Consider the following 16,259-nt stretch of genomic DNA (forward strand, 5'->3'; position numbering starts at 1 on the left):
TTCACCTGATAAAAAACAAATTTAATAAAAACCATTACCTGTAGGGAAAACCATCGTGGCGACTTTTTTGCATCCTCATCAGAAACTCACTATTTTTGCCTCATTGCTCCTTCTGGGTGGGGCGTTAAGCGCACAGGCAGCGAACGACGCGCCGAAAATCGGCGGCACGCTGATTTATCTGGAGCAGCAGGCGCACACCAATCTCTATACGCCTGCGGGCGGGTTTTACCCGAACGGCGGCATCCTCAACCAGATCACCGATAAACTGACGTACCAGAATCCCGAAACGTTGGAGGTCGAGCCGTGGATTGCAGAATCCTGGACCATTAACGCGGATAACACCGAATACACGTTCAAGATTCGTCCCGGCGTCAGCTTCTCTGACGGCACGCCGCTGGATGCCAACGCAGTAGCGAAAAACTTCGATACCTACGGATTAGGGAATACAGCGCTCAACCAGCCGATTTCAGAGGTCATCAATAACTACCTACGTAGTGAAGTTATCGATCCGCTCACGGTGAAGTTTTACTTTAAGAAGCCGTCTCCGGGCTTTCTGCAAGGTACTGCGACCATCGGTTCCGGTCTGGTTTCTCTCAGTACGCTGGAGCGCAATTTCAATCAGTTAGGCAATGCGAAAAACATTATTGGCTCCGGCCCGTTCGTCGTGAGCAGCGAGAAACTGGGACGCGAACTGAAACTGACAGCTCGTAAGGATTACAACTGGGCTCCGGTTAAATCGAAGCATCAGGGACGCGCCTATCTGGACGGCATTACCTATCTGGTCACCCCGGAAGACAGCGTGCGTATTGGCGCGTTGGTCTCTGGTCAGGCTGACTTCATTCGTCAGATTCAGGCTTATGATGAGAAGCGAGTGCAGAGTCAGGGCTTCAGTCTTTATGCGCCACCGACGCGCGGCGTCAATAACAGCGTGGTTTTCCGCCCGGATAACCCACTGGTCGCCGATATCCGCGTGCGCCAAGCGCTGCTGCACGCCACCAACACCAAAGAGATCATCGATACGCTGTTCTCTGACAACTACCCGCAGGCCACATCACCGCTGGCTAAAACCGCCGCAGGCTATGTCGATCTCTCCAGCAAGCTCACGTTCGATCCCGCGCAGGCCAACAAGCTGTTAGATGACGCAGGCTGGAAAACCGGTTCGCAGGGATTACGGCAAAAGGACGGCAAAACGCTGGAGCTGACCGCCTATGAATCACTGCCGCAGCCACAGAATAAAGAAACCTTACAGCTGGTTTCTCAACAGTGGGCAAAAGTCGGCGTGAAGCTGAACGTGCTGGCAGGCGACGCGGGCAGCAAGACCGTCGATAGCCTCGATCCGCTGAAAACCGGCGTGGCTCCCGCGATGGTAGGCCGTGCCGACCCGGATGTGCTGAAAAGCCAGTATTACCCGACGGTACGTAACGTCCTGCTGCAAAAAGGCGGTTCCAGCGACAAAGTGAACACCTTTGTAGATTCACATCTGAATACGCTGCTGGATGGCATCGCGGCGGAAACCGACCGCAACAAGCGGTTGGCGCTGGTTGGAGAGGTACAGAGCTACCTGATCGATCAGGCCTACGTCATTCCTATTTTTGAAGAACCGCAGGTGTTTGCGGGCGCCCCCACCACAAAAGGCATCGCGTTTGAAGCCGTTGGTCGCCCCAGCTTCTACAACACCTGGCTGGATAAGTAACACAGAAGAAAGAAGGAGGAGGTCATCATGAACCGATATCTGGCATTGCGCATCGGTCAGGCACTGCTCGTCCTGTGGGCGGCATTTACCCTGTCTTTTATCCTGCTTCAGGCGATGCCGGGTGATGCGGTACTGATCAAGTTCCAAAACCCAGAGCTCGGCCTGAGCGCCGAGCAGATCGCGCAGCTGCGGTTGTCCTACGGTGCCGATACGCCGGTACTCACGCAATATTTTCATGCGATAGCCCAGATACTGCGTGGCGATCTCGGCCTCTCTCTTCAGGCGGGCGTGCCAGTCACTGAACTGATTGCCGCAAATCTGCCGCCTACGCTGCTGCTCGCGGTGCTGGGTTTTATTGCTGCCGGTCTGTTGGCGTTTGCCCTCGCGTTCTTATCAACGTTAACGCCGTTCCAGTGGCTGCGAACCGCGCTGCAATCGCTGCCGTCGCTGTTCATTTCCGTGCCGACCTTCTGGCTGGGCATCGTGCTGATTCAGATTTTCTCTTTCCGCCTTGGGCTGATTCCGGTGATTAACCCCGGCGAATGGGAAGGACTGATTCTGCCGGTTCTCACGCTGGCGCTGCCGATTTCTGCCCCGCTTGCTCAGGTGCTGATGCGCAGCATCGATCAGGTGCAAACCCAGCCGTTTGTTGCCGTCGCTCGCGCCAAAGGAGCCAGCCGCAGCGGCGTGCTCTGGCGACATATCGCCCGTAACGCGATGCTGCCCACGCTGACCATCGCTGGTTTACTGCTGGGCGAACTGATTGCAGGGGCACTGATTACCGAAACCGTGTTTGGCCGTAACGGGCTCGGCCAATTGACGCAGGAAGCCGTGAACTATCAAGACAGCAGCGTATTGCAGGCGATCGTGCTGATTTCTGCCGCCGCCTTTGTTGTCGTCAATCTGGCCGTCGACCTGCTCTATCCCCTTCTCGATCCGCGCCTGAAAAGCACGCCAGGAGCCACGCTATGACTACCGTACCGCTGGAAAAAATCACGTTTCCTCTTCTGCGCAAGCGGCCGCTTCTACGTCGCTACGCCTTTCAGCCGGGGCTGGCGTTGGCCTGGCTGGTCATGCTGACCGTCGCACTCTGGGCGCTGTTTCCCGGCTGGTTTACTGGCTATAGCCCGACGGAAGGCATCGCAGGCGCACAGCGGCTGGCACCTGACGCCGACTACTGGCTCGGCACCGACCAACTGGGGCGCGATCTCTATGCGCGCATCGTTTATGGCGCGGTGCACTCGCTTTCGGGCGCGGTTATCGCCGTCGGGCTGGGTCTGATTCTCGGCAGCCTGTTCGGCCTATTGGCGGGTGCCGTTGGCGGCTGGCTGGATAGCGTTGTGATGCGCAGCATCGATGTGTTGCTGGCCATTCCCGGCCTGCTGTTAGCGCTGAGCGTCATCATCCTGCTGGGTTTCGGCACGGTTAACGCCGCGATTGCCGTGGGCGTCACCTCCGTCGCCAGTTTCACCCGACTGGTGCGTTCAGAAGTGCTGCGCGTGCGCCACAGCGACTACGTCGAAGCTGCCTACGGCAGCGGCGGCACCTTTTTTAGCGTGCTGTGGCGGCACATTCTGCCGAACTCGCTGACCACCGTTTTCGCCTTTGCCGCCCTGCAATTCGGCAGCGCGATTCTGGCTATCTCCACGCTGAGCTTCCTCGGCTACGGCGCACCACCGCCCACGCCGGAATGGGGGCTGCTGATCGCCGAGGGCCGCAACTACATCGCAACGGCCTGGTGGTTAACCACCTTCCCCGGCTTGATTGTCGTATTCGTTGTGCTGTCCGCTAATCGTATCAGCCAGTCGATCAGGAGAACGGAACGATGAGCCTGTCAGCCAGCTTACAAACCAGCGCGGCCGTGCCCGTACTGGCTCTGGAGAATGTCACGATTGCCTACCGCAGCGATGACCGCGAGCAGACCGTGGTCGAAGGCGTCTCTTTCCATATTCAGCCCGGTGAAGTGGTGGCGCTGGTGGGGGAGTCTGGTTCAGGAAAGACGACCACTGCGCAGGCCGTCATCGGTTTACTCTCCGAGAATGGTAGGCTCACGCGCGGCGCCATTCGGCTAAACGGCGTGGATATCAGCGGCTGGTCGCAGAAGCGATTGGATAGCGTGCGCGGTGCACAGATCAGTCTGATCCCACAGGATCCCACCAGTTCCCTGAATCCAGTGCAAACCATCGGCGAGCAGGTGGACGAGATTCTGCGTATTCATCAGCGGGAAGATCGCCAGACGACCCGCCAGAAAACGCTGGCGCTGCTGGAGCGCGTGGGGCTAAACCAGCCGGAGCTGCGGGCGAAGCAGTATCCGCACGAGCTGTCCGGCGGCATGAAACAGCGTGTCCTGATCGCGATTGCGATTGCGCTAAAACCCGCGCTGATTATTGCCGATGAACCCACCAGCGCGCTGGACGTCACGGTGCAGAAACGTATTCTCGATCTGCTCGATGAACTGCGGCGCGAAAATGGAACGGCGGTGCTGTTCGTCACGCACGATCTGGGGGTGGCAGCCGAACGCGCCGATCGACTGCTGGTGTTCCAGAACGGCTACATTCAGGAACAGGGCCCAACGCTTGAGGTGCTCAGCGCGCCCTCAAGCCATTATGCCCGCACGCTGCTGGCGAATGTTCCGTCGCTTAACGCCACCCCGCGACCACAGCGTGCCAATACATCTGATCCTGACATTATCGTCTCGGTCGAAAATCTGGTGCAGATCTTCCCTCTGTCGGGCCGTAAAGGGGAACATTTTCGGGCCGTGGATGACGTCTCTTTCAGCGTGGCACGCGGCACAACGCACGCGATTGTTGGCGAGTCTGGTTCCGGTAAAACCACCACGGCGCGTAGCCTGCTCGGATTCCATCATCCTAGCGCGGGGCGCATTCTGATCGACGGCACCGACATCACCCACCTGAAAGGTGAGGCGCTGCGTCAGTTCCGGCAAAAAATCCAACTGGTCTACCAAAACCCTTTTAGCTCGCTCGATCCATCGCAGCGTCTATACGACATCGTCGAGGAACCGCTGCGCAATTTTAATCGCCATACCGCCGCGCAGCGGGAGCAAAAAATTCACGAGATGTTCGAACGCGTCGCCCTACCGGTCGCGCTGCTGTCACGAAAGCCGCGTGAACTATCCGGTGGCCAGCGCCAGCGTGTCGCCATTGCCCGCGCGCTGGTGCTGGAACCGCAGGTGCTGGTGCTGGACGAAGCCGTTTCGGCACTGGACGTCACCGTGCAGGCGCAGATTCTGCGTTTGCTGGCCGAGCTACAGGAATCACTCGGGCTGACATACCTGTTCATTTCGCACGATTTAGCGGTGGTACGCCAAATCGCCGACACCGTGTCCGTGTTGTACCACGGCAAGCAGCTTGAATCCGGCCCAGTGGAGCAGATCTTCGCCCAACCCGAACATCGCTACACCCGTGAACTCATCGAGGCCATCCCCGGGCAACAACACCCGGCTTTTGCCCGCTCGCACCACGCTCACATTCACACTGAAACACATTCACTTTGAAACAAAAGTCGCACTAAACCAAGGACTGTAGAATGACAACGAAACGGCTGGGATTTTTCACGCGATTGCTGGATGACGTATCCGCCCAGCAGCGCTATCGGCTGGCGACGGAACAGATCGTCAAAGCTGAACAACTCGGATTCGACAGCGCCTGGGTCGCGCAGCACCACTTTCACGCCGATGAAGGCGGGCTGCCTTCACCGCTGGTGTTTCTGGCGCTGGTCGCCGCCCGCACTCAGCGTATCCAACTCGGTACCGGCGTGATTACGCTGCCGATGGAAGAGCCGTTGCGCGTGGCGGAAGACACCGCCGTGCTCGATTTACTCAGCAACGGCAGGCTGGAAGTCGGTGTCGGTTCCGGTGGCACACCGTCCTCATTTGCCGCGTTCGGTCATGACAGCACCCAGCGCGGGCAGATCCTCGGGCGCTATCTGGAAAAACTGCGTGCCGCGTGGCGGGGAGAGGCATTGAGTGAAGACGGTAATCAGCTCTACCCTGCCGCGCCGCATTTGGATAAACGCGTCTGGCAGGCCACGTTTTCTCTTGAAGGCGCGGAGCGTGCCGGTAAAGCAGGCGATGGCCTGATGCTCTCTCGCACCCAGCCGCGCCCGGAACATTTCCCAGATGCCACGCTCGCCGATCTGCAAAATCCGATGATTGACGCCTATCTGGCCGCGCTGCCCGCTGGCGTCGCACCGCGCATCCTCAGTTCACGCAGCGTTTTCGTGGCTGACGATCGTCAAGTAGCGCTGAGTCTGGCAGAGAAAGGGCTTAATCGCTCCGCCGCCCGTTCCGGCACATTCCGCCCAATTCCTCACGACTCGGTAGAGGCGCTGATCGCCTCCTTCGATAGCCATGTTGGCACCGCGCAGGATGTCATCGCGTCACTGCGGGCAGACAGTTCGCTGGAGCGTGCGACCGATGTGACATTCCAGGTGCATTCCATCGATCCACCGCATGAGTTGATTCTGCGTTCACTTGAACTGATAGCCACTCAGGTTGCCCCCGCTTTGGGCTGGAAGCCCGCCGTCAAACAGAAAAGCCCGATCGGGCAGGAGATTGCATGACGCACGCTAACACGTTACACACCCATGACGTACTGGATGCGCTGGCTGAAATCAGCCCGGATTCCACCCTCGCCGTCGCCAGAAAAACCCGTGATGCGGCAACCCGCCACACCCAAGGCAGCTACGACGCGCTGTTTAACGCCGACGCCGCAGACAGCGCGACATTACCGTTATCGCTGCGCTTCTGGTTTGCGACCAAAATCAGCGGCTGGCAGCAGGACGAGCAGCTACAGCATTTTTATGCCGAGCGACTGACGGACTTCCCGGAGCCCGCGCTGACACCCGCGCTACAGCTGGCGCTGGATCATGCCGAACGCCTGACGAAAACGCCCGTGCAAGCCTCGGCGTCACACGTCAACGCGCTGGAGCAGGCGGGCTGGTCGGTAGACGACATCGTGACGCTGTCGCAGCTCATTGCATTTGTGAATTTTCAAAGCCGATTGCTGCGCGGCTATCGCCTGATTGCCGGTCATCGCGTCAGCCAACCGCATTCGCAGGCCGCTGTCGCAGGTCAGTGGCATACCCAACCGCAGACGCACAGCGGCAAGTCTGCACCGCAGGCGTTCACTCAGGCAGAACTGGATTGGGAACCGTGGATCGCACCCAAACCGCTGGCCGCCTTCAATGCGGATGAGCAGGCGATTCTGGCACGCTTCGGCCACACGGATTCGGACTATTTCCGTCTGTTAGGACGCAACCTTCCAGTACTGGAACAGCGCACGCTGACAGATAAAGGGATTTTCTATACCGCTGGCGGCCTGCCACGCAAAGAGCGCGAACTGATTGCCGCCGTCACCAGTAAGGTCAACGGCTGCATCTATTGCGCCTCGGTGCACGCGCGTAAAGCCAGCCAGCTCTCCAAACAGGACAGCGACGTACAACGGCTTCTGGACGTTGTCCCCGGCGGGGATTTAAGCATCGGCCAAAGCCCCCGCTGGCAGGCGATTATCGATTTTTCGGCACGCCTTTCCGCCACGCCCGCGCAGGTCAACGCAAACGACCTGAAACTGCTGCAAGAACAGGGATTGGATACGCTGGAGATTGTCGATGTGGTGCAGTCAGCCGCCTTCTTCTCATGGGCTAACCGACTGATGCTCACGCTAGGCGAACCGTTCTGGCCGGAGCATTAATACTCACGCGGTCTGTTTCACTATCTTAGTAAACAGACCGAGCCATTCGGGGTCAATTCTGATCCCGCTCATATTCATGCTACATCAATAACGGAATAGACTAAATTATTTTTAATTAATATATATCACCGTAAGTTTATTTAACACCATTACAATTAGCGCTCACATAATTAAATACATCATTGCTGAATATAAAAAATATCACCCGCCCACTCATGTTTCGGATAACCCATTAAAAAATAAAAACATCCACCACCTACAAGTTAAATAAAAGTAATTAATTTTTATTTAACTCATTTCTTCAATTTAACCAGTGGAAGAAAAAATAAAGACAACTACAGTTTAAGCACTGACTAAATGTAGCAAGTCAGAAACCATCGACTAATATTAATAGCAAGGGAATTACTATGATTGGTATTTTGAAATATGCAGCAGATAAAACACTGGCATTAGGTGTCTCCGATCAGATAAAAGATGCCAAAGCCGTTCTTCTCCGTGCAGACTCTTCTCTCGATAAAATCCTATGGGATCTGAATACTAGCACAGGGGTAATTTCACTGGCGGCGAGTGACGGAAATCTAGCGCTGGCAATTAAAAACAAAGCTATTGCTAGCGGTACAGATATCGTTTTACAGGTAACCAATCAGAATGAACCAACTCAAAAATGGGATTTTGCAAGCAAACCTGGATTTATTTTGAGCCAGGCGAATAAATCCTATGTTATCGACGACGATACGCGTGGTGGTGCAGGAACACGTGTTCAGCTATATGAATTCAATGGTTCAATCGCTCAACAATGGAAATTCGTCCCTCTTGATAGAATCTCTGCATTAGCTAGCGAATAAAATCAACTGACATATATAGCACGCTACATCAGTTTAAAAACCATCTTATTAAAATAAGATGGTTTTTGGTTTTTATAATCTGCTCATAAGTATGAGTTGATAATGAAACGCCGAAGCAGTTGAAAACGAGCAAGGCGCTGTCTCGCAGAGATCGTGACGCGCACAACGCCACATACGCAGTCTCCTCTGCCGAGGGCTGGACATTCACCACGTTTGAAGCGGCCACGCAGGCCGTTTTGCATCAGGTAGCCTACGGCTGGCTACCAGATGCACGGATTTCAGAACACATTATGCGGGGTGAATTACAAGTCCTGCCGTTACAGCAAAGGGGAAAGCGTACCACCCCACTCTATCTGTTAGCCGAAGAGAAAGGGCAGCCGCTCAGCAAAGAGATTCTGACGCTCATCGCGCTACTGTTCGGCAGGCTCTGAGGTATGAGAGGCATTTATCGATAATATCGATGCCAATGCCACCTTACCGCCGGGACAAGACCAGACGCGCGGCGAATGCCAGAAAGAGAACGCCTGTTGTTCGGTCCATCCACTTCACTACGGAACCACGACGCAAAAAACGCGACAGCGGGCGCGTGGCGGCAATCAGCGTGGACGACCACAGCGTGCCGATAAAGACGTGAATAAGAACAAGCAGGTAAGTCCATAGCACGACCGAATGGCCGGCAGGGATAAACTGCGGCAGGAATGAAACGTAAAACACGCCGATTTTTGGGTTTAACACGTTGCCCAGCATGCCACGGAGAAACCAGTTCTGCTGCTTCGGTGCATCTTGTGGGGCCGCCATCACCACTTCAGTTCTGGGTTTCAGGATCATTTGCAGACCCAACCAGCAGAGATACGCCGCACCGCACCATTTCAGGATGTTATAGGCCAGCTCCGACGCGGCAATCAACGTCCCCAGACCAAACGCCACCATCGCGCCCCAAATCAGGCAGCCCACTTGAATACCAAACGCGGCATGGAAGGCTTTCTTACTGCCTTCAACGGTAGCGGTGCGTAAAATCAGCGCCGTGTCCAAACCCGGCGTCAGGGTCAGCAGCGTTGCGGCAAACGTAAAAGCAATCAGCGATTCGGTCAACGTCACGGTAATTCATCACTCCAGCAGGGAAAACCACAAAAATCACCCTTCTCTGCGAGAAGGATGGTGCAAGATAACCGACAAGCTATCCTAATTACGCGCCACGTAATATACGACAGAGCCTGACCCTACCCAACACCTCTCTTCAGCCAGATTGCATAGCAACAGCTCACATCAGACCCAGATTCAGAAAGCGTAAATAAACTCCCCCGATTGGTTACCTTCCGCTACGCTATCCGGCAGGCAATGACTCACGATACAGGCGCAACACCATGATAAAACGCTTTTTCCTCATGCTTTCTTTATTGACGCTTTCCGCGTCTTCACTGGCGCAAGATGCTCTGCCAGATGCAGTGAAGAGCATCGAAAAACAAGGTATTACGATCATCAAGCCGTTCACTGCACCCGGCGGCGTGCAAGGCTGGCTGGGTAGTTATCAAGGCGTGGGCGTGACCATCTACTTAACGCCAGACGGTAAGCATGCCATTTCGGGCTATATGTATGACGAACACGGCAACAACCTGAGTGAAGCACTGATTCAGCAGGAAGTGTATGTACCTGCTGGTCGGGAGATGTGGCAGAAATTACAGAAGGCGTCGTTTATCACCGAAGGGGCGAAGGATGCGCCGCGTAAAATCATCGTCTTTGCCGACCCATTCTGCCCGTACTGCAAACAGTTCTGGCAGCAGGCACAGCCGTGGGTGAAAGCAGGAAAAGTCCAACTGCAAACACTGCTGGTAGGCGTCATTAAACCGGAAAGCGGACGCTATGCCGCCGCGATTCTTGCCGCCAGCGATCCGGCCAAAGCCTGGCATGAATATGAACTGTCGAACGGCAAAACAGTGCCCCCGTTCCCCAAGGACTCATCACGCGATATCTGGAATAATATTCAGCATAATCAGCGGCTAATGGATGAACTGGGTGCAAACGTCACGCCTGCCATCTATTACCTGAACGATAAGAATGATCTACAGCAGGTCGTCGGGCTGCCGGATGAAAAGCAGCTAGCGGAGATGATGGGGAAATAGACACAGGAGGGCATCTCCCTCCTGACGTTTCTCTTAGCGATGCGACCAGTACGCCATAAAGTTGATCGTCTCTTTATCGAGGTGCCGCTCGTCGAGCAGATAGCGGCGCAGCCGTTTGATGGCGGAAGACTCTCCCGCCGCCCACGCGTAAAACGGGTGATGTGCCGTTGCCCGTTCCCACAATAGCTCGTCTTCCGGCGCTTCCTGTGCGATTTCATCACTCTTTGTGCAAGCACTGGCGGGAATCTTCACGTCCTGTTGTACCGCGGCCAGCAGGCGTTCGCCCCATACTGTGCTGCCCGTTTCCTCACGCGGCAGCCAGTGAATCTGCGCAAACGGGAAGTCGCCCGGTGTCACGCAGTCAGCCACTTTTGGTACTTCAAAAAAAGCCTGCACCGACGGCGGAGAAGGCTGGGTAGCCAGTTGCTCAAGAATTCCCATTGCCGCAGGCAGCGCCGTTTCATCCGCAATCAGCAGCACTTGTTCAACGCCTTCGTGCGGTGCCCATTCATAGCCGCCGCTGTCGCCATCGGCCTCTGCATTGGGCGCGACAATCTGTAACGTATCGCCCGGCTTAGCGTGATTCGCCCAGCTTGAGGCAGGCCCGGTATCGCCGTGCAGCACAAAATCGATCGCCGCCTGCTGTGATTCCTGTGAGACGGAACGCAGCGTATAGGTGCGCAAAGTTGGACGACGCTCACGCGGCAGCGCCAGATAGTCCTGATACCAGGTATCGCTCACGGCCATTGGGGTCAGCTCCCCGCTTTCACTGGCGAGCAGCAGCTTGATGCGCTGATCCGGCGCGTCCAGTTTCATCTGGCGCACTTCCGGGCCGGTGAACACACAGCGAACCAATGAAGGCGAGAGTAGCGTCTTACTCTCTAAGCGTAAGTTGAACAGCCGATAGGCGGAAGACGTCGTACGGGTAGCTAAAGACATAGTGAGAAAACCGCATGTTTTGTAAGGGAAAAGTCAACCAGCGGGATAAAACCCATTCACCGCAACTTACCATAAACAAAACACTAACGATAATCATTATCACCATTCAGGTGAATGCCGTGATAAAAGCAGCATTTTCTTCATCTCGTTGGCAGGAAGCCATTCGGAGCGGGCATAAAAAACGCAGAGAGCGTTTTGCAACGTTGCTTGCGACGACCTACAGGGTGACAGACAAGGATATCTGTCATAAAAAATGCTGGCCAAATAGTTAACTATTCGACCAGCATGTTTCGTGTTTCAGAAAAGCAGTAAGACCCGCTTCCCTACACCATTAACGCATCGTCACAAACTCTTCTGACGCAGTCGGGTGAATGGCGACGGTGTTGTCGAAGTCTTTCTTGGTTGCGCCCATTTTGACAGCGACCGCGAAGCCTTGCAGCATCTCATCCATACCAAAACCGATGCCATGGATGCCGACGATTTTTTCTTCTTTGCCCACGCAGACCAGCTTCATGCGGCACGGCTGGCGGTGCTGCGTGACGGCGGTGTACATCGCGGTGAAGGCAGATTTATACACTTTCACCTGATCGTCGCCGTACTGCTCACGTGCCTGCGGTTCGGTCAACCCGACAGTGCCAATCGGCGGGTGGCTGAAGACGACGGTCGGGATGTTACTGTAATCCAGATGTTCGTCCGGCTTGTTGTTAAACAGACGCTCGGACAAACGACGCCCTGCCGCGACAGCAACCGGCGTAAGCTCGACGGCACCGGTATTATCACCTACGGCATAAATGCCAGGAACATTGGTGTTCTGGAATTTATCGACGTTGATATAACCTTTGTCGTTCAGCTCTACGCCAGTGACGCTCAGGTTCAGGTTATCCGTCGCGGGTTCACGACCAATCGCCCAAATCAGGCAGTCAACAGTCTGTGACTGACCGTTTTCCAGTTCCAGCGTCAGGCTGCCATCGGCATTCTTCACAATCGCTTTCGGGATCGACTCGGTATGCAGCGTCGGCCCTTCGGTGTTCATCACTTCCACCAGCGTATCGACAATCAGCGGATCGAAGCTGCGCAGCGGCGCGTGTTTGCGTACAAACAGGTGGGTTTCAGAGCCCAGCCCGTTCAGCACCCCGGCAATCTCTACCGCGATATAGCCAGCACCGACGATAGCCGTACGCTTCGGCAGCGCATCCAGCTCAAAGAAACCGTCGGAATCGATACCGTATTCCGCACCGGGAATAGCAGGATGAACCGGACGACCACCTGTCGCGATCAGGATATGATCAGCCGTAATTTTCTCGCCGTTCACTTCCACCGTATGCGCATCGACAAAGCGGGCAAAACCGTGGATAACATCGACCTTATTCTTACCCAGCACGTTGTCGTACGACTGGTGGATGCGATCGATATAGGCGCTACGGTTCTTAACCAGCGTGCCCCAGTTAAACTGGTTTACCGTGGTATCGAACCCGTAATCCGGCCCGTACTGATGGATCGCTTCGGCAATCTGCGCCGCATGCCACATCACTTTCTTCGGCACACAGCCGACGTTGACGCAGGTGCCGCCCAGATATTTTGCTTCGATCAACGCACATTTTTGTCCATACATCGCCGCGCGGTTGATAGACGCGATACCGCCGCTGCCGCCGCCAATAGCAAGGTAGTCATAGTGTTTGGTCATCAGTGTATCCATGCTTAAGTGAATAAAATTTGCCTAGAGTGTAACGCCAGAGCCATACGCCGAATAAAGGTTATGCCTATGGTTGCGATAGGAAAAACCGACCGCGTCGCCCACCGCAACCATGCGTATTACTCCGGTACGATTTGCTCCACCAGCGTATGTCCGATGCCTTCCGGTACCAGCACGCTATGCAACCACGGCAGCACACTCTTCATCTGAGATGCCAGCTTCCACGGCGGGTTAATCACAATCATGCCAGACGCCGTCATGCCGTAGCGATCGCTGTCCGGCCGCACCGCCAGTTCAATTTGCAGAATGTTGCGAATGCCCGTGGCTTGCAGCTCTTTCAGCATGCGCTTGATGTGCTGACGCAGCACCACCGGATACCACAGCGCAAATACGCCAGTGCCAAAACGTTTATGCCCTTCCTGAATGCCTTTCACCACGGCCTGATAGTCCGTTTTCAGCTCATAAGGTGGGTCGATCAGCACAAATCCCCGACGAGAAAGCGGCGGCAACTGTGATTTCAACTGCTGGTAGCCATCGTCACGCAGCACTTTGGTACGCGAATCTTTCTGGAATTCATTACGCAGCAGCGGGAAATCGCTGGGGTGCAGCTCGGTTAAGTGGAGCTTGTCGTGTTCGCGCAGCAGCTGGCGGGCAATCAGCGGGGAGCCGGGGTAATAGCGCAGCCGCCCATTGTGGTTATAGGTGTGCACAGCCTGCATGTAGGGTTCGAGTTCAGCCGGAATGTCGTCACGCTGCCAGATTTTCGCGATGCCATCCAGATACTCGCCTGTGCGCTCGGCATGTTCGCCGCTGAGCTGATAGCGACCGGCACCCGCGTGGGTATCCAGATACAGGAAAGGTTTATCTTTCTCTTTCAGGGCAGTGATGATCAGGCTCTGAACGGTGTGTTTCAGCACGTCGGCGTGATTGCCGGCATGGAAACTGTGGCGGTAACTTAGCATGCTTGCTTTCCGGTGAAGTTTTTATAAATAACGTCGATTAACCGACAGTATAACCGTCTGCGACGGAAAATATCCCCTCAATACCGAAACAACACCTCACCCTGCGAGCCGCCCCGCAAACCGGCCATTTTTATCGTCTTAAATCAGTAAATTGAGAAACATGGCCGTTTTTCATTCGATTGAAAGCTACCGATATTCAGGCAGATAAAGGGGGCAACGTAGCACTCGGAAAATCAACCACGCCAGAGCGGTAACCTCTTATGGACAGCTAAAAACATTCACGGGGTTGGCGCGTGGGTAGATTTACCTTTCAGGAGCGCAGTGCGTCGTGCGGCCTCAATGCCAGATGCCACCCAACGGACAAACGTTTCCTGCTCTTCCATCGCGTCATCCGGCAGCTGTGAGAAAGACAGGCAAATGGTTTTGAGCTTGCCATCCTCTCCACGGCGGGTGTAGGTGAACGGCTGGCACCCTGCCTTATCAAAAAGACTGCGATTCTGGTCGTCTGTTTTAACGAAAATCTCACCCTGATTGTTGATAAGTAAAACCATTAAGCCATCGTGAAAAATCGCCAGACAGCCAAACATCTTACGCGGAACAAAACGACTGAGCGGTGAGAGCTGATCCATGATGAACGCGGTCAACTCTCCGGAAATATTCATATCAGTCTCCTTTTACGCGGTACGCTGGCCGAGTTTTACAGACACCTAAACAGGTATGGATGAAAGCAGAATGCCGGATAAATCCGGCATTCGATAAGCGAATTAAAGCAAGGGTAGCAGGTTAGGGATTTTTCTTCAGATACTGCGCCGCGGTCAGATAATAATTACGCGCAGTCGCGTTATCTTGACGTTCGCCCAACTCGGTCAGCGCATCCGCTTTAATCTTTCTGGCTTCTGAATGATGGGGTTCAACGGCCAGCACGTAATCCGCCTGTTCGGCAGCCCACTGGAAATCGCCGGACGACAGGGCTTTCTCCGCGCTTTTCAGCATGTTCGCCTGACCTCCGGTCATAGCCAGTAACCGTGTGGCACGATCTTTCTCAGTCAGCGGATAGATGTGTGTAGCATTGCCATCAAACCAGCCCGCCTGCTGCACATAAATACCACGTACGGTAAACGCTACGCTGCCGTAATATTCCTGTAGATAAGGATTTTTTGCCAGTTCCGGCGGCAGTTTCACCGTCTGTACCAGTTCATCCGGCGTCATTCCTTTGGCGATACCGGCCATCGTCTGATCCCAGACGCTTTTTATGCCGTCGCGGTAAGCGGTCAGTGCTGCCTTAACTTCGGCGGCACCGCTGACTGGCTGCATGTGCCCAGGAATGAGGTGCTCTGCGTTCAGTGCAATTATTTTGTCCAGACTGGCAATCCATTCATCAATCTTGCGAGTTGGCAGACCACGCAGCGGGGCGATGTTCGGAAAGGTTTTCAGAAAATTATCACCCGCCAGCAAGACCTTCTGCTCAGGCAGCCAGACAGCGGTGTTTTCATCAGACTCACCCGGCGTATGGAGCAGTTCCATTTTTACGCCTGAAAGGGTCAGGTTCTTGCTGTCACCGTCAAATGTTTGGGTCGGTGGCAGAAAACCTTCACGGGTGTGTGGCGTTTTACGACCGTATTCAAGCTGCGTGCCCGCATTGATAAATTGGTCATCAGGCAAGGAAGTCCCGAAGGCATCACCGCCCTCACGCTTTCCACGGCCGGTATCCGGTTTTGCTGTAACCAAAAGACGGTGGCTGATAATTTCTGGCTTGTCATTACCGGCAAAAACCGTCGCGCCGCCGGAGTGGTCGGGGTGGTTATGTGTATAAATGATGGCTTGCACAGGCCGAACCATACGGCTGCCGAATGCTTCAATGATCGCTTTTGCATCCACAGGATTCGCCGACGTATCCACGATAATCGCGCCATCTTTTCCCTGAATCAGGGTCACGTTTGCAGCCGAATACCCAACAGCCACATAAACGCCTTTTGCGACTCCCACTATCTGCTTCTGAAAATCGGCATTATGTGCGAGCAGCGTTTTTGCACCCGCCGTTTCTTCATGCGCGCCTGCGTAGCCTGCCGCCGTCAGTGCCATAACCGTTGTGAGCAACAATGTCGCTTTCCTCAGTTTTCCGTCGAAATACTGTGTCATCTTTTCTCCGTCAATTCACGACTCTGAGTCCCATTTCTGATTCATGTATCAAAAACGGGAGGGACAGGAACAAAACCCGCACAGAACCTAGCGAATTGGCAGGGTTCCGTAATCCCCGCAGCATAAAAGCAGCAGAGCCAAAAGGGTATAGTCATAA

The 16,259-nt window shown here is 54.9% G+C and carries 15 protein-coding genes; 9 read left to right on the top strand and 6 right to left on the bottom strand.

Annotated features, from left to right (window positions below; all coding sequences use genetic code 11):
* The first annotated feature begins 55 nt into the window (after nt 1-55).
* The 8 genes from QWJ20_RS19250 to QWJ20_RS19285 all read left to right on the top strand — a co-directional run bounded on the left by QWJ20_RS19250 (nt 56) and on the right by QWJ20_RS19285 (nt 8,680).
* A complete protein-coding gene (locus QWJ20_RS19250; RefSeq protein WP_433993249.1) occupies nt 56-1,693 on the top strand; it encodes a TIGR04028 family ABC transporter substrate-binding protein in 1,638 nt (545 codons plus the stop codon).
* Nucleotides 1,694-1,720: 27 nt separating this feature from the next.
* Nucleotides 1,721-2,665 carry an ABC transporter permease gene (locus tag QWJ20_RS19255; protein ID WP_014913681.1) on the top strand — a complete coding sequence of 315 codons (945 nt, stop codon included), beginning with the start codon at nt 1,721-1,723 and terminating at the stop codon, nt 2,663-2,665.
* Nucleotides 2,662-3,522, top strand: a complete 861-nt coding sequence (locus tag QWJ20_RS19260; protein ID WP_174866987.1) for an ABC transporter permease — start codon at nt 2,662-2,664, stop codon at nt 3,520-3,522. The genes QWJ20_RS19255 and QWJ20_RS19260 overlap by 4 nt, the downstream gene beginning before the upstream one ends.
* The gene (locus tag QWJ20_RS19265) at nt 3,519-5,207 is read left to right on the top strand and encodes a dipeptide ABC transporter ATP-binding protein (protein ID WP_224072811.1); all 1,689 of its coding nucleotides are present in this window, start codon (nt 3,519-3,521) and stop codon (nt 5,205-5,207) included. Before QWJ20_RS19260 ends, QWJ20_RS19265 begins: the two co-directional genes overlap by 4 nt.
* 32 nt (nt 5,208-5,239) lie before the next feature.
* Complete coding sequence (locus tag QWJ20_RS19270) at nt 5,240-6,274, top strand: putative FMN-dependent luciferase-like monooxygenase (protein WP_224072812.1); 1,035 nt, start codon at nt 5,240-5,242, stop codon at nt 6,272-6,274.
* Nucleotides 6,271-7,404: an alkylhydroperoxidase domain protein gene (locus QWJ20_RS19275; protein ID WP_433993250.1), complete on the top strand. Its 1,134-nt coding sequence runs from the start codon at nt 6,271-6,273 to the stop codon at nt 7,402-7,404. Before QWJ20_RS19270 ends, QWJ20_RS19275 begins: the two co-directional genes overlap by 4 nt.
* Before the next feature lie 407 nt (nt 7,405-7,811).
* On the top strand, nt 7,812-8,249 hold the full coding sequence (locus tag QWJ20_RS19280) for an RICIN domain-containing protein (protein ID WP_233968216.1): 438 nt from the start codon (nt 7,812-7,814) through the stop codon (nt 8,247-8,249).
* A gap of 119 nt (nt 8,250-8,368) precedes the next feature.
* Entirely contained in the window at nt 8,369-8,680 is a 312-nt protein-coding gene (locus QWJ20_RS19285; protein WP_433993251.1) for a LysR substrate-binding domain-containing protein, read from the top strand.
* Between the two features lie 43 nt (nt 8,681-8,723).
* Here QWJ20_RS19285 and QWJ20_RS19290 read toward each other — a convergent pair whose 3' ends face one another.
* Nucleotides 8,724-9,347, bottom strand: a complete 624-nt coding sequence (locus QWJ20_RS19290) for a LysE family translocator (protein ID WP_349926308.1) — start codon at nt 9,345-9,347, stop codon at nt 8,724-8,726.
* Between the two features lie 266 nt (nt 9,348-9,613).
* On the opposite strand from QWJ20_RS19290, the gene dsbG reads away from it, so the two are divergent.
* Nucleotides 9,614-10,369 (top strand): thiol:disulfide interchange protein DsbG, encoded by a 756-nt coding sequence (gene dsbG, locus QWJ20_RS19295; protein ID WP_433993252.1) that lies wholly within the window; start codon nt 9,614-9,616, stop codon nt 10,367-10,369.
* 33 nt (nt 10,370-10,402) lie between these two features.
* Here dsbG and QWJ20_RS19300 read toward each other — a convergent pair whose 3' ends face one another.
* The 5 genes from QWJ20_RS19300 to QWJ20_RS19320 form a co-directional block, all read right to left on the bottom strand.
* A complete protein-coding gene (locus QWJ20_RS19300) occupies nt 10,403-11,308 on the bottom strand; it encodes a siderophore-interacting protein (protein WP_433993253.1) in 906 nt (301 codons plus the stop codon).
* Between the two features lie 331 nt (nt 11,309-11,639).
* Nucleotides 11,640-12,992 (bottom strand): glutathione-disulfide reductase, encoded by a 1,353-nt coding sequence (gene gorA, locus QWJ20_RS19305; protein WP_010296544.1) that lies wholly within the window; start codon nt 12,990-12,992, stop codon nt 11,640-11,642.
* Nucleotides 12,993-13,120: 128 nt separating this feature from the next.
* On the bottom strand, nt 13,121-13,963 hold the full coding sequence (locus tag QWJ20_RS19310) for a 23S rRNA (adenine(2030)-N(6))-methyltransferase RlmJ (protein WP_433993254.1): 843 nt from the start codon (nt 13,961-13,963) through the stop codon (nt 13,121-13,123).
* Between the two features lie 278 nt (nt 13,964-14,241).
* Nucleotides 14,242-14,625 (bottom strand): TfoX/Sxy family protein, encoded by a 384-nt coding sequence (locus QWJ20_RS19315; RefSeq protein WP_433993255.1) that lies wholly within the window; start codon nt 14,623-14,625, stop codon nt 14,242-14,244.
* A 121-nt stretch (nt 14,626-14,746) separates the two neighbouring features.
* A complete protein-coding gene (locus tag QWJ20_RS19320; RefSeq protein ID WP_433993256.1) occupies nt 14,747-16,102 on the bottom strand; it encodes an alkyl sulfatase dimerization domain-containing protein in 1,356 nt (451 codons plus the stop codon).
* Nucleotides 16,103-16,259 lie beyond the last annotated feature (157 nt).

Origin of the sequence: Pectobacterium sp. S5, assembly GCF_051707265.1 — a bacterium.
Taxonomy (GTDB): Bacteria; Pseudomonadota; Gammaproteobacteria; order Enterobacterales; family Enterobacteriaceae; genus Pectobacterium; species Pectobacterium polare.